Annotated in this window: 13 protein-coding genes; 7 read left to right on the top strand and 6 right to left on the bottom strand. The window is 64.2% G+C overall.

Annotated features, from left to right (window positions below):
• The first annotated feature begins 56 nt into the window (after window positions 1–56).
• The gene (locus tag A3OM_RS25320) at window positions 57–281 is read left to right on the top strand and encodes a hypothetical protein (RefSeq protein ID WP_081612676.1); all 225 of its coding nucleotides are present in this window, start codon (window positions 57–59) and stop codon (window positions 279–281) included.
• 53 nt (window positions 282–334) lie between these two features.
• On the opposite strand, the gene A3OM_RS0115245 is transcribed toward A3OM_RS25320, so the two are convergent.
• A complete protein-coding gene (locus A3OM_RS0115245; RefSeq protein WP_018044626.1) occupies window positions 335–988 on the bottom strand; it encodes an SOS response-associated peptidase in 654 nt (217 codons plus the stop codon).
• Window positions 989–1,216: 228 nt separating this feature from the next.
• Between A3OM_RS0115245 and A3OM_RS0115240 the strand changes: the two genes are divergently transcribed.
• Complete coding sequence (locus A3OM_RS0115240; RefSeq protein ID WP_018044625.1) at window positions 1,217–1,597, top strand: hypothetical protein; 381 nt, start codon at window positions 1,217–1,219, stop codon at window positions 1,595–1,597.
• 51 nt (window positions 1,598–1,648) lie between these two features.
• Window positions 1,649–1,858 (top strand): hypothetical protein, encoded by a 210-nt coding sequence (locus A3OM_RS0115235; RefSeq protein WP_018044624.1) that lies wholly within the window; start codon window positions 1,649–1,651, stop codon window positions 1,856–1,858.
• 32 nt (window positions 1,859–1,890) lie between these two features.
• Here the strand turns inward: A3OM_RS0115235 and A3OM_RS0115230 are convergent, their stop codons facing one another.
• The gene (locus A3OM_RS0115230) at window positions 1,891–2,391 is read right to left on the bottom strand and encodes a hypothetical protein (RefSeq protein WP_018044623.1); all 501 of its coding nucleotides are present in this window, start codon (window positions 2,389–2,391) and stop codon (window positions 1,891–1,893) included.
• Between the two features lie 1,051 nt (window positions 2,392–3,442).
• Here A3OM_RS0115230 and A3OM_RS26170 point away from each other — a divergent pair.
• Window positions 3,443–3,889 (top strand): hypothetical protein, encoded by a 447-nt coding sequence (locus A3OM_RS26170; protein WP_187273454.1) that lies wholly within the window; start codon window positions 3,443–3,445, stop codon window positions 3,887–3,889.
• A 290-nt stretch (window positions 3,890–4,179) separates the two neighbouring features.
• Here A3OM_RS26170 and A3OM_RS24105 read toward each other — a convergent pair whose 3' ends face one another.
• Entirely contained in the window at window positions 4,180–4,365 is a 186-nt protein-coding gene (locus tag A3OM_RS24105; protein WP_018044620.1) for a hypothetical protein, read from the bottom strand.
• Window positions 4,366–4,997: 632 nt separating this feature from the next.
• Window positions 4,998–5,417: a helix-turn-helix transcriptional regulator gene (locus A3OM_RS0115205; protein ID WP_018044618.1), complete on the bottom strand. Its 420-nt coding sequence runs from the start codon at window positions 5,415–5,417 to the stop codon at window positions 4,998–5,000.
• Window positions 5,418–5,582: 165 nt separating this feature from the next.
• On the opposite strand from A3OM_RS0115205, the gene A3OM_RS0115200 reads away from it, so the two are divergent.
• Window positions 5,583–6,413, top strand: coding sequence for a porin family protein (locus A3OM_RS0115200; RefSeq protein ID WP_018044617.1), 831 nt, complete (start codon window positions 5,583–5,585; stop codon window positions 6,411–6,413).
• Between the two features lie 252 nt (window positions 6,414–6,665).
• Here A3OM_RS0115200 and A3OM_RS0115195 read toward each other — a convergent pair whose 3' ends face one another.
• Together A3OM_RS0115195 and A3OM_RS0115190 are read right to left on the bottom strand one after the other, a co-directional pair.
• Window positions 6,666–7,217 carry a metallophosphoesterase gene (locus A3OM_RS0115195; protein WP_018044616.1) on the bottom strand — a complete coding sequence of 184 codons (552 nt, stop codon included), beginning with the start codon at window positions 7,215–7,217 and terminating at the stop codon, window positions 6,666–6,668.
• A 321-nt stretch (window positions 7,218–7,538) separates the two neighbouring features.
• On the bottom strand, window positions 7,539–7,913 hold the full coding sequence (locus tag A3OM_RS0115190; protein ID WP_018044615.1) for a response regulator: 375 nt from the start codon (window positions 7,911–7,913) through the stop codon (window positions 7,539–7,541).
• 279 nt (window positions 7,914–8,192) lie between these two features.
• On the opposite strand from A3OM_RS0115190, the gene A3OM_RS0115185 reads away from it, so the two are divergent.
• Both A3OM_RS0115185 and A3OM_RS0115180 read left to right on the top strand, forming a co-directional pair.
• A complete protein-coding gene (locus tag A3OM_RS0115185; protein WP_018044614.1) occupies window positions 8,193–9,170 on the top strand; it encodes a sensor histidine kinase in 978 nt (325 codons plus the stop codon).
• Window positions 9,171–9,280: 110 nt separating this feature from the next.
• Window positions 9,281–12,490 carry a PAS domain S-box protein gene (locus A3OM_RS0115180; RefSeq protein WP_157196491.1) on the top strand — a complete coding sequence of 1,070 codons (3,210 nt, stop codon included), beginning with the start codon at window positions 9,281–9,283 and terminating at the stop codon, window positions 12,488–12,490.
• The last annotated feature ends 256 nt before the right edge of the window (window positions 12,491–12,746 follow it).

The raw sequence follows: 12,746 nt of genomic DNA, 5'->3' as shown, positions 1-12,746 counted from the left end.
CATATTTCTCTCATCAGACGGGGCGCAGTTCCCGAAACACCAGTGGGATAAGTACCATGACCGTTCGCAAAATCGTGCTCGCCGCTCTCGCCGCTGCCACCCTGACCGGTACGGCGATGGCTGAGGATCGCGTCAACATCACGCCGACGCTGTACCGTGAACAGGCTCGCGTCACGGCATCGGTTCGTCCGGCTTCCGAACTGACAACTACGCCGTCCCTGGCCCCGCGTGTCCCCGCGACCCGGCGCCTTGTTGCCGATGCAGAAGCCTCGGCCCGTTAAGACGGCTTCCTGGCCGGCCTGGTCCCACCACCAGGCCGGCCGGGATGCGATCCTCATTCTGCCGGATCGCGCCGTGCGCCCGTCGCCACCACCTTCATCATGGCGTCGGGCAGCGGGCGCTGTAGCTCAAGGGCGACCTCTGTCGGCGCCTCGAGCCACGTCTGCCACTCTTCTGGCGTCGTCAGCAGGACCGGCATCGCCTTCGGGTGGACCGGCCCAACGATGCCATTCGCATCGCAGGTGAGGAACGAGAACAACCGGTGCTCGGCCTCCTCCCTATCGGGGTTCTCGGCCTTCGTCCCACGCACGCCCGTCCAAGGCCGCCAGATGCCGGCGAAGGCGAAAAGCGGCCGATTGTCATCGAGGGCGAACCACGTCGGTGTCTTCTTCGGCTTGGTGTCGGCGTACTCGCTGAAGGAGGAGACCGGGACGAGGCAGCGGTATTCCGGCTTGAGCCAGGGCCGCCAGTGCGGGCTCTTCACATTTCGGACGTTCGTGACCGGGTGCTCCCCGTACTGCTTCGGACCCGGGATGCCCCATCGGAGCATCTCAAGGGTCCGCTTGCCGTCCTCGATCCGAACGATGGGCGCCATCTGGTCAGGGAAGATGCCGGGCACCCTCGGCAGGTTGCCAGCGCGGTCCTCCTCCACACCGAACGCCTCACGGATCTCCGCTTGTGACGTGACCAAGCTGTAGAGGTTGCACATCGTTCACGTCCTTAGAGACCCACAGGTCGCCATTACACACCGAGATTGCCATGTATCTCGTGTGGCTCGAACCTCAGCCAACGAGCCTCAGCATGGAGCTCTCTGGCACCGACCGGACGGTAGGATTGGTTCTCGTCCCCAGCCTCAATGCCGCGCTTGGCCCCCATGTCCTGGCGCGGTCGATCCTCACCCCCTATCCCGTCCGGCCCATCACAGCCGCCGGACCTCATGTCAGCCTCGCCAGCCTTCAAGATCGAACCCGGCAGCCCCCAGGCGTGGCGCGAAGCCTTCCTCGGCATGAAGCCCAGCGTGGTCCCGTGCCCCGGTCTGACGCCCGCTGGCTGGCAGGCCGTTCATGCCGCGTCCCTGGACTTCCTCGACAAGCACGCCGACGAGGCCGGCCGGCTCGGCTGGACGACGCTGCAGCTCTTCGGCGTGCATCCCGACCTCGGAGTGATCCGTTCCGATTTCTGCGGGGCGATGGTCCTGAGTGGCGACCACGCGTCGGCCGTCGAGGCGGATTTCATCCGGTTCGAGCGCACGCGGTACTTCCGGAACGTGCCGGGCCGACCGAAGGGCGCAGTGCCGATCTGGGCGGTGAAGAGGTAGGCGGCGGGGGAGCCAGCCCTACCTCTTCGCAGTCGCAACAGAGACCCGATCATGAGCCACGAGCGCGAAGAAGGCTACTTTATCGCCCTGGCGAACATGCGAAGCCACCTACGGCGGCGTGTGAATGAACCCGACATCACGAACGACGCAAAGCTCGAACTCCTCGATCTGCTATCGATGTTGGACGACATGCTGAAGGGCGGGACGCCTCCCGAGGAACACAACAACGACGCGCCAGAGCCGCTAAGCGGGAGCTTTTAGCCAGAGCCACCCGCACCTCATGCGGATCAAATCTAGGCTGTGAGGCGCTTTTCGTCCTTGGAAGTGAATTCCTCAGTGATCGTTATTGAGATCTTCGACAACCACGCTTCTGCCGTGCGAGCTCGCTCTTCCGCTTCCTTGACGCGCGCATCGGCGGCTTTCAGCAGCGCATCGGACCGGGTTTGAATATCCTGGGCATGGCTCTCAGCCGCCCTGATGCGGTTAAGTGCGGCCGTCATATCCTCCCGAACCCGGTCAAGAAGCTCACGAACGCGGATTTCCTGCTCTTGAGCCTCTGCCTCAGCCTCCCTAACGCGATGCGCCGCGTTCCTAACCCTATCGATCAAGTCCGGCCAATCCTGCGGCGTCGAGTGATGATTGAGGGGAAAGTCGGCGGTTTGCCTGTCAGTCGGACCGATGACACGCAGGATGCCGGCCAGTGGAGGCGTGGGAGTTTGCTTTGCGTCGAATGTCTGCCGCTCGGCTTCGAAATCCTTGGTGAGATCACGCATGATCTTTTCGATCTGATCCACCGTATGATTCCTTACAATCAACCTAAGCGCATCTTCCGGGCTTCAAAAAAAGCCGAACTGAGAGCACTCCCTGATTTTCCGTAATCGTCAAGCGCGACAAAGTCGGTCAAACATATTCCGACAGAACCGACTACTCAGTGTTGCACATATATCTCTCAGTATCAGAGACGTCACTTCCCTGTCCTGGTGTTGCCCTGCTCACATGGGGCTGCTCAGCGCTTGTGACGTAGGTCGGACGGCATGCCTCGCCTAACTGGCGCAGCAAAGCGCGGCTTACGCCTGCAACCTATCACGGTCGCGCTCGACCACGGCAAGCAGACGCTGTAGCCGTTCCACCTCCGCGTGAAGCTCCCCCGCATCCACAGCCAGCTCGACGCACTGGTCCTGAACCTCCGCGAGTTGGGCGCGCAGCTCGGCATTCTCGGTCACCAGGGCGAGCAGGAGCAGGGTGTCGGAAACGACGGACCTCCCAGGGATCGAGCAGGCCGTGGGCGTCGCCGATGAGGGTTAGCGTTGACTTAACCGCCCCGCCCGGCCGACATGGCACCGTGCCCGCCTCTCACGCTTAGCGAGTCGTGAGCCGACCACCGTTGAGGATGATAGCCGCGAGAAAGATCTAGAGCCCCCAACGCGAAACGGCCCCACCCCTGGCAGGGCGAGACCGTTTGAAATCGCAGGGCTTGTGAGGCCAGTCACTTCCCCTCACGAGCCATAGCTCCCGCTGGGAGTCAATCGAGAACATGCTTCTCAAAGCGATATTGCTTGGCCTTCTGAAAGGTGCCCCACGACAGGGAGCGGCCCGCTTTGACGCGGCCTAAGCAGGGCTGTGAACGATGTTCGCTAACGAACTCCGGCGCTCGGTAGAGGCGGCGACGAGATCGAGGCTGCCTGACGTGGCGGCGGTGATGTGGCGCGCCTATGGGGCCGGTCAGATCAGCGAGACGGAGGCCGAGGCCCTGTCCGCCCTGATCGAGGCGCGGAAGGGCCCTGCCAGCCACGCCGGCTGCCCCCAGGAGGCCCGTGGGCTCGCGGCCCCGCTCAGATTGACAGCATGGAGCGCCGACGCCGCTGGGCGGCCTCTGGTAGGCTTCCGCAGGGCATCGCGGCTCGGTTCACGCTGGCCGAGACCGCCCGCCGCGGCGATTGCCGGATGTACGTCGACCACATTGCAGCCGTGGCAGGCGTGTCCCGCTCCACCGTGAAGACCGCGATCCGACAGGCCAGGACGCTCGGCCTCATCACCGTTGAGGAGCGACCGCAGACTGCCTTCCGCAACCTTTCGAACATCGTGAGGATCGTTTCGAAAGAATGGACCGCCTGGCTGCGTCTCGCCCGCTCTGGCGGCATAGGGGTCAAATCCTCGACTGGCACGAATACTGAAGCTCTAAAACTACGAGGAAAGCGGCCAGCGGAAGGGCAAAAAAAGCTGCCGGAAACCGGCGGTTTGCCTCGGCCAAAGAGACCACAAAGGAATCGGTGCGAGCGGCAAGAAGCGTGACGCCATGCAATGAAGGTATGCAGCCGGATGATATGACGAACGCCAGCTTGGCTGACCGCAGAATCACGACCACGGCGCAGAGCCATAGGGCATGATGATGGCTGGAGCCCGAACTGAGCTGTAATCAATCCAAGAAATCCGACACTGAGAACAGGCACATCGCGAAGAACAGGAGAGCAAGGGCACACACATCGAGCATGGCGTGGTGGTAGGCTGCTCCTTAACCTGTCTGTTGACGGTGCATCCGAAGCGTGGCCGTTAGCAGATGGTGACTATGAGCTACGGTGTTGCTATTTAGCATCATCTAAGCGAAGCATTTCTTTGCGACGCTCCTCTCGTTGAGCGAGTTCCTGCCCCACCTGCCAAAGGAGAGCACGCGTCATAGCAAGCATGGCGGGTGTACCCACTTCGATGACGGCCTCGTGCGCGGCCAAGCAAGCCTCGACCATGGAATTGAAACGCTCGTCGTCTTCCATTCTTCACGAGCCTCCTGTCCGACATCTATCTAACTATCTCAAGTTAGTAAGTTACAAAAATTATTCAGGAATCAACCCTGGTTTTATCCACGAGGCCGTGATTTGATTGATGCTTGAAAAGTAGGTAATTCGATTGCGCGCAATCGGAGATATCGATGTCTGAGTGGGATGCTTCTGGGGACGGTACGAACCAAAAGGCAGCCCTGTTAAATAAGCTCGCTACGGCACTGGATTGCCCAGTTTCGGCGTTCTCCGAGTCCTCATTGGGTGATCCGACCCAGACGGCCGAGCTGTTGCGGCTTTGGGCCATGGTTGACGACGAGCAGGATCGCCTGAACGTCCTGAGCTTCATCAGAAGCCTTGCTCATGGAACCGACGCTCGACAGAGCTGCTGACGTTCCAGCGTCATCCGCGGCCTGTCTTGGGGGGCAGAAACTTTCTGGGGCGGCAGGGCCGCCTTCACGCCAGCGGCTCGCGAGGCCCGTCGCGGGTGGCGAAGACCATGCAGTGACACATGATGCCGTTCGACAAGCCGCACACTGCCCTTCCGAACCGTCTGAGGCTTTGCTCGTAGCAGAACCGTATCCGCGCGAAGGAAGAGCTCTGATCGGTCAGATGCGAGGGACTGTTGGCTAACCGGTCTGCCGGACACTCAGCCGAGATGCGGTTCGCACAATCGACAACACGTCGCGGCGAAGGTCACTCTCCTCAATGGATGCATAGGCGGCAAGGATTTCAATGGCGCCAGGCTCAGCGAGGAAGGGGAACATCTCGTCCTGTCCCTGAGGCTCGCTCTCGCCGAAGAGGGCTGACATCGGCACTTCGAAAAATTGAGCGATCTGCTGTAGGCGGCCGCTGGCAATCCGATTCTGCCCATTCTCGTATTTTTGGATCTGCTGAAACGTAACGCCGGCGACCTCGCCAAGCGCAGTCTGTGACAATCCCTTAGCTTTACGGAGGACAGCGATGCGCAAGCCGACGGCACGATCAATGTCTGTCGTAGATTTAATGGTCATGCCGCGTCCCACCTCTGTTTGGAAATCATTAATCATGACGTCACTTCAAACATGAAATATTGTGCGCTTCTGCTCGTAGCGTATTGCGTCAGCTCTTGGCGGGTAAGCCGTAGGTCTGCAGTGTTGCAAGATCGCACTATCGCCACTGACGCTTTCAGGGCTCTGTATCGTTCAAATTCATCGCACGGGCCAACGACTTCCATGTTCAAGAAGCTCCTCCTCGCCACTGCGGCCACCGCTCTCCTGGCTGGCGCCGCTTCGGCCGCCGACCTGCCGCGTCGCGCCGCTCCCCCGGTCTTCGTGCCGGTCCCGGTGTTCACCTGGACGGGCGCCTACTTCGGTATCAACGCCGGCTACGGCTTCGACGCCGGTAGCAACAGCGACCGCTACGCCCTGCCGGGTGGTTCGGTGCTGAACTCCTTCACCCGCACCCCGGTGGTCGTCTCGACCAACGGCGGCAACGATCTCGAAGGCTTCGTCGGCGGTGGCCAGGTCGGCTACAACTACCAGTTCACCCCGGGTTCGGGCGTGGTCGTCGGTATCGAAGCTGACGCCCAGTACACCGACTTTGGCAACAAGAGCCGCACCGTGGCCGGCACCGTCAGCCCCGTCGCCGGCGCTCTCGTCAGCCCCACCTCGGTCCGTATCCCGGGCAACGAGATGAACTTCTTCGGCACCGTCCGCGGCCGTATCGGTTACGCCTTCGACCGCACTCTCGTGTACGGCACCGGCGGCTTCGCCTACGGCGACGGCGCAACGGGCGGCGACGACTTCCGCACCGGCTACACCGCCGGCGGTGGTATCGAGTACGCTCTCCCCACCGACTCGTTCTTCAACTTCTTCAAGTCGTCGGCCGTGACCCTGAAGGTCGAAGGTCTGTACGTGAACCTCGAGAACGAAGGCCGTACCGGCGAACGCTCGGTGTTCAACCCAGCTACCAACGTTCTTACGCTCAGCCGTTCGGTCACCGCTCGCGAGAGCGAGTTCGCCGTCGTCCGCGCCGGCCTGAACTACAAGTTCGGATCTTACTAAGGCTTTTCGCCTTATATCATCTGCCTGAGCTGATCTCGGACCCAATGTTCCGTTCTCGGAACCAAAGTTCGGTTTCAGCCTAACCTAAAGTTTGACGAGGCCGCCTTGGAAACGAGGCGGCCTCGTTTACGTTGAAAGGGCCGCCTTCATCTAACAGAAGCCCCCAAAGGTCCTGAGGCAAGCGCGTGCCACGGTCCCATCCGTCTCCCCCTGACGATCCCATCATCGGGGTCGGCAAATCACATGGGCGGATCAGGCCAACGGGGCTGCCGGAGATCCCGCCATCCTCTCCATGATCCGGCTCAACGTGACCGGAGCCCAATCCCAGCAATCGACGCCGACGTCGAGGCTTGTCCGGGTGGCCGGAATGGCACCATGGGAATGGCCATAAACATGAAGGTCGCCGTGCCAGGCATGGGGCCACGTCACGTGCGAATAGTGGCTGAGCCACAGGGCGACCCGCCGGGGCATCCCCGGGTCCTGGACGAAGACCCTTTGGACGTCGACGACGGGTCCCGCCCATTCGAGCCGCTCGCCCAGCCCGAAATCGTGGTTGCCCCGGACGAGATGGATGCGGCCGTGCAGGCGAGCCTGGATGGAGGCCGCGTAGTCGAGACTGCACCTGTAGGCGAAATCCCCAAGATGCCAGACGATGTCGTCGGGGCGGACGGCCTTGTTCCAGGCGGCCACCAATGCCTCGTCATGCGCCTCGATGGTCTCGAAGGGACGGGGGCGAGTCATCCGCGGACTGAGCAGGCCTCGGTGACCAAAATGGGTGTCGGCCGTCAGGAGGGTCCTCGGCATTCTCAGCCTCCGAAATAGTGGAGGCCTCGTACGGGACGCAGCGCTCCGAAGTCAGCGGGAAGGGTGTAAGTCTCTGGATTTCATTGGCTGAGCGCTCCTGATGCGACGTGTCGATTGCACCGCCTGGGTCCCACGGCAAGGGGCGGTTGAATGGGATCCACCGGTGAAGGCCGCTTTCCGCCCAATCCAGTTCGAGAGCACGAATTGCCCCCGCCCTCGCATGGTTAAGGAATCGTTGATTCCGGAAGTGGGGCAGAGGAAGCGCTTCACACGTCCCGCTTCTCTCGGAGTCGAGATCGATCCCACTTCAGGTCAGGTGGATCACTCCGCGTGATGGATCGCCTCGACGACCTGGTCCGCGCTGTACGGCTTGGGCACGAACAGGCCGTGGTCGGGGATTTCCCCGTCGGCCAAGCGCTGGCGGCCCGAGGTCACCACGAGGCGGATGTCGGGCCAGGCATCGTGCACGCGCCCGGCAAGCGTCACTCCGCACATGGAGCCCGGCATGTCGACGTCGGTGAAAAGCGCGCCGATGTCGGAGCGCTCGTGGAGGATGAACCACGCCTCGTCGGCATGGCGCGCCTCGACGATCTCGAAGCCTGCATCCTCCAACATTTCGACGGCGCAGAGGCGCACGAGGTCGTCATCCTCGACGACGAGGACGGCCGAGGCTTCCATGGAGCGCTTCGTCGACATGGTTTCGCAACACAAGTTATCGCGAATGGTTGCCTTCCATGACTGCGTCATCTGGGTTTGCAAAGGCGTACAATCCCCAGCGGCATTGGGAATTCCGACCGGCAAGCAGCCCCCGAACCCCATTCGAACGGCCTGGGCGCTCCCGCATTCTTGAAGCAGGCAAAGGCCAGGCGCGGCCGCCAACGCGACACTTTCAGGAGCAAAAAGGGACGAGGGGAGTTCTTACTGCCAAGGCAGGAGAGCGCCTCCACTCATCAAGCGCTCGGTTCGGGAAGACATATGGTCGAAGAGACGAACCTGGCCGGTGACGAGTGGACGCTTGAGAGCTTCACCGGGGCGATCCACCGGGGCGGTGTCGGCCTGTGGGCGTGGTCACCCGAGCGGCGCCTGGCCCAACTCGATAGCCTCTGCCGGGAGTTCTGGGGGACCAAGGGAGCGGTCGTCACCATCGACGCCCTGTTCGACAAGGTGGCCGCCGAGGACCGCCACGGCATGATGCTCGACTGGGCCGCGAGCGCCAGCGACCCGCAGGCCTACAGCTTCGATTTCCGCATCGGCGAGGGCCCCGACGCACGCTGGATCTCTGCCCGCGGCGTCGGCGGGGATGCCGGCAAGGTCGGTGAATGGGTGCAGGCCATCTTCCTCGACATCACCGACCGGAAGCGCGCCGAGGAGGCCGAGCACCTCCTCACCAAGGAGCTTTCGCACCGCGTCTCCAACATGTTCACCGTCGCCCGGGCGCTCACCGCCATCGTCGCGCGGGATGCGAAGTCGACCCCTCTCTTCGCCGAGGACCTGTCCCAACGCTTCGGCGTCCTGCACGAAGCCACGACCATGGCCACCCGGTCGCACAGCCTCGACCAGGGCAACGTCAGGCTCCAGGATCTCGCCGAGCGCATCCTGTCACCGTACCTGAATGGCGCGAACATCGCCGTCGACGTCGAGGCGGCCGCGGTCGCGAGCCCCGACAAGGTCAACGACTACGCGATGATCTTCCACGAACTCGCCACCAACTCGGCCAAGTACGGCGCCCTGTCCGGGGGCGGCAACCTCAGGCTCGTCGGAAGCGTCGTCGACGATGCCCTGACCCTGGAATGGACGGAGGGCGCCGCGCCGTCCGGAACGACCAAGGCGGAAGGCACCGGGTTCGGGTCTCGGCTCCTGAAGCAGACCATCGAGCGCAGCCTGTCCGGCAAGTTCGAGCGCACCATCGACGATGGCGGACTGCACTTCCGGATGATCGTCCCGGCAGCCTGACCCGACCGCTACGCCGGCGCATCCCACACTTGTGTATCCGATGCCCGTGCGCATTCGTCCACCCCGAACCGTGGTTCAGCACCCATGGCGAATTTGCTAGACGGCGTCGCGTGACAGATACGCTAGCCTCTCCCATGCCGGCCGAGTCCGAGTCGGACACGGTCCTCCGGGATACCCACCGCATCCTCTCCGAGATCGCCGGAGGGTCGGACATCACCGATCCGTTCGCCGCGGCGGTGCGGGCGACGCGCATGCCAATGATCATCACGGACCCGCGCCAACCGGACAACCCGATCATCTTCGTCAACAGGGCCTTCAGCCGGCTGACCGGGTACGCCCGAGAGGAGATCATCGGCCGGAACTGCCGCTTCCTCCAGGGCCCCGAGACCGACCGGAGCGACGTCACCCGTGTCCGCGAGGCCATCGCAGCCCGACGCGGCATCGAGATCGCGCTCCTCAACTACCGCAAGGACGGCACGACCTTCTGGAACCAGTTGCTCCTGGCGCCGGTGAAAGACGCCGCCGGCGAGGTCGCGTACTTCTTCGCCAGCCAGTACGACGTCAGCGCCGACGTGCTGCAACTCGCGGCCCTGCGTGGCGAGAACGCCGCCCTCTCTGCGGCCCGCGCCAGCGACGCCGAGCGCCTTCAGTTCAGCGAGATGGCCCTGCGGCTGGCCACCGAGGCGGCCGAGATCGGCACCTGGGACCTCGACCTCGTCGCCGTTTCCCTCACGTTGTCCGAGCGCACCCGCGGGCTGTTCGGCCTCGCCCCGGACGCGCTATGCGACCTCGACACGCTTCGCGACGGCCTGCATCCCGAGGACCGGGACGCGACCCTGGCTGCATTCGATGCCACCCTCGATCCGGAGCGGCGCGCGCCGTTCGAGGCCGAGTTCCGGGTCGTCTCCAAGGCGGACGGGACCGCTCGCTGGGTGGGGGCCAAGGGGCGCTGCCTGTTCGACGAGCATGGCCATGCCTTCCGGGCCCTCGGGACCATGGTCGACGCCACCGGCCGCCGCGAGACGGAGGCGCGCTACACCGCCCTGTTCGAGGCCGTCGACGACGGGTTCTGCATCATCGAGTTCATCGACGGCCCACACGGTCCGATGAGCGACTACGTCCACACCGTCGCCAACCACGGATACGAGCGCCAGACCGGCATTTCGAACATCGTCGGACGCACCTTGCGCGACCTGGCGCCCGACGAGGCCGAGGGCTGGCTCGACCTCTACGGAGGCGTCCTGCGCACGGGAGACTCGATCCGGTTCGAGCGGGCGTTCCCCGCGGCCGGCCGGCACATCGAGGTCTCGGCCGCGCGGATCGAACCGGCGAGCCGGCGCCAGGTCTCGGTGCTCTTCCGGGACGTCACCGCCCGCAAGCGCATGGAGGCCGACCTCCAGGCAAGCGAGGCGCAGTTCCGCGCCTTCGCCGAGGCCGTCCCTAACCAGGTCTGGGCGGCCCACCCCAACGGCACGCTGTACTGGTTCAACGGGCAAGCCTACGCCTTTACCGGTGTCGAGCCTGGCCGCCTGAACCGAGTTTCGACCTGGGTCGACCTGATCCACCCCGACGACCTGCCGACGGCGCGAGAGAGCTGGGGCCGCTCCATCGCGACCGGCGAGCCCTACGAGGTCGAGTTCCGCATCCGTGGTGCCGACGGCTCCCACCGCTGGTACCTGGCGCGGGCGCAGCCGGTCAGGGACGCGGCCGGTGCGATCACCCAGTGGGTCGGCACCCACACCGACATCGACGAGCGGCGCCGCCAGGCCGAGGAGCTCGAACGGCAGGTCGCCGCGCGCACCGCCGAGCGGGACATGATCTGGCGGGCGTCGTCGGACATGCTCTGCGTCGCCAACTTCGAAGGTTACTTCGTCAGCCTCAATCCGGCCTGGACGGCGACCCTCGGCTGGACCGAGGCCGAGATGAAGGCCGGCCCGTTCCTCGACTTCGTTCATCCCGACGACCGCGCCCAAACCGAGGAGGCCGCCGCGGGGCTGGCACGCGGCGACGCCCAGATGTCGTTCGAGAACCGCTACAAGCATCGGGACGGAAGCTGGCGTTGGCTCTCCTGGAACGCCGTCCCCACCTCAGGCCTGGTCTATTCCACGGTGCGCGACGTCACAGCAGCCAAGGCCCAGTCCGAGGCGCTCGCCCGTGCCGAGGAAGCCCTGAGGCAATCGCAAAAGATGGAGGCCGTGGGGCAATTGACTGGCGGCCTCGCGCACGACTTCAACAACATGTTGGCAGGAATCGTCGGCTCCCTGGAACTGATGCAGACCCGTATGCTCCAGGGCCGGATGGGCGACCTGGAACGCTATATCGGCGCCGCACAGGGCGCGGCCCGCCGCGCCGCCGCCCTGACGCACCGCCTGCTCGCCTTCTCGCGCCGGCAGACCCTCGCGCCCAAGCCCACCGATGTGAACCGCCTCGTCGAGGGCATGGAGGAACTCGTGCGCCGCACGGTCGGGCCGGCCGTGTCCGTCGAGGTCGTCGGCGCCGGTGGCCTCTGGCCGACCCTGGTCGATCCGAGCCAGCTTGAGAACGCCCTGCTCAACCTCTGCATCAACGCCCGGGATGCCATGCCCGACGGCGGCAATATCGTGGTCGAGACGAGCAACCGCTGGCTAGACCACGCCGCCGCCCGCGAGCGCGACCTGGACCCGGGGCAGTACGTGGCGCTCTGCGTCTCGGACAACGGCACCGGCATGGCGCCGGACGTGGTGGCGAAGGCGTTCGACCCGTTCTTCACCACCAAGCCGATGGGCGAGGGAACGGGTCTCGGCCTCAGCATGATCTACGGCTTCGCCAAGCAGTCCGGCGGGCAGGTGCGGATCTACTCCGAGCTCGGCAAGGGCACGATGGTCTGCGTCTACCTTCCCCGTCACCGCGGCGAGGCCGAGGCATCCGAGACGGTCCCGGACCTATCGGCGGCAGCGCGGGCCAAGGTCGGCGAGACGGTGCTGGTGGTCGACGACGAGCCAACGGTTCGGATGCTCGTGACCGAGGTGCTGGAGGACCTCGGCTACGCGGCCATCGAGGCGGCGGACGGAGCCTCGGGCCTCAAGGTGCTCCAATCGGACGTCCGCATCGACTTGCTGGTCACCGACGTGGGCCTGCCCGGCGGCATGAATGGCCGGCAGATGGCAGACGCCGCCACGGTTTCGCGCCCAGGCCTGAAGGTGCTGTTCATAACCGGCTACGCGGAGAACGCCTCCCTGAACCATGGCCACCTCGCCCCCGGCATGGAGATCTTGGTGAAGCCCTTCGCCCTGGAAGCGCTCGCGAGCCGTATTCGAAGCCTGATCGAGGAGCGGGCATAGGAGACGATCCTCCTCGGGAGCCCGGGATGCCGTCAACGCCGGGCATGTTTCGCTAAACCATTTCGCCAATAGGCAAAACTTGACGCTTGGTACCGTGTGCTTCCGGCCTTTTGCAGAAACCGGGAACGTCCGCTTGCAGGCTGTTCGATGGGGCAATGACCTACGACGGGGTCGGGTGGTGTTCCGCCGGTCCGCTTCTCATCCCATTTGGGCTGGAAGCGGACCTTCGAATGGTTGCCGTGCGTACTGGATCCAC

It is taken from the genome of Methylobacterium sp. 88A (assembly GCF_000376345.1).
GTDB lineage: Bacteria > Pseudomonadota > Alphaproteobacteria > Rhizobiales > Beijerinckiaceae > Methylobacterium > Methylobacterium bullatum.
Note: the sequence above shows the minus strand (reverse complement) of the source record. Positions and strands in the feature narration are given on the sequence as shown.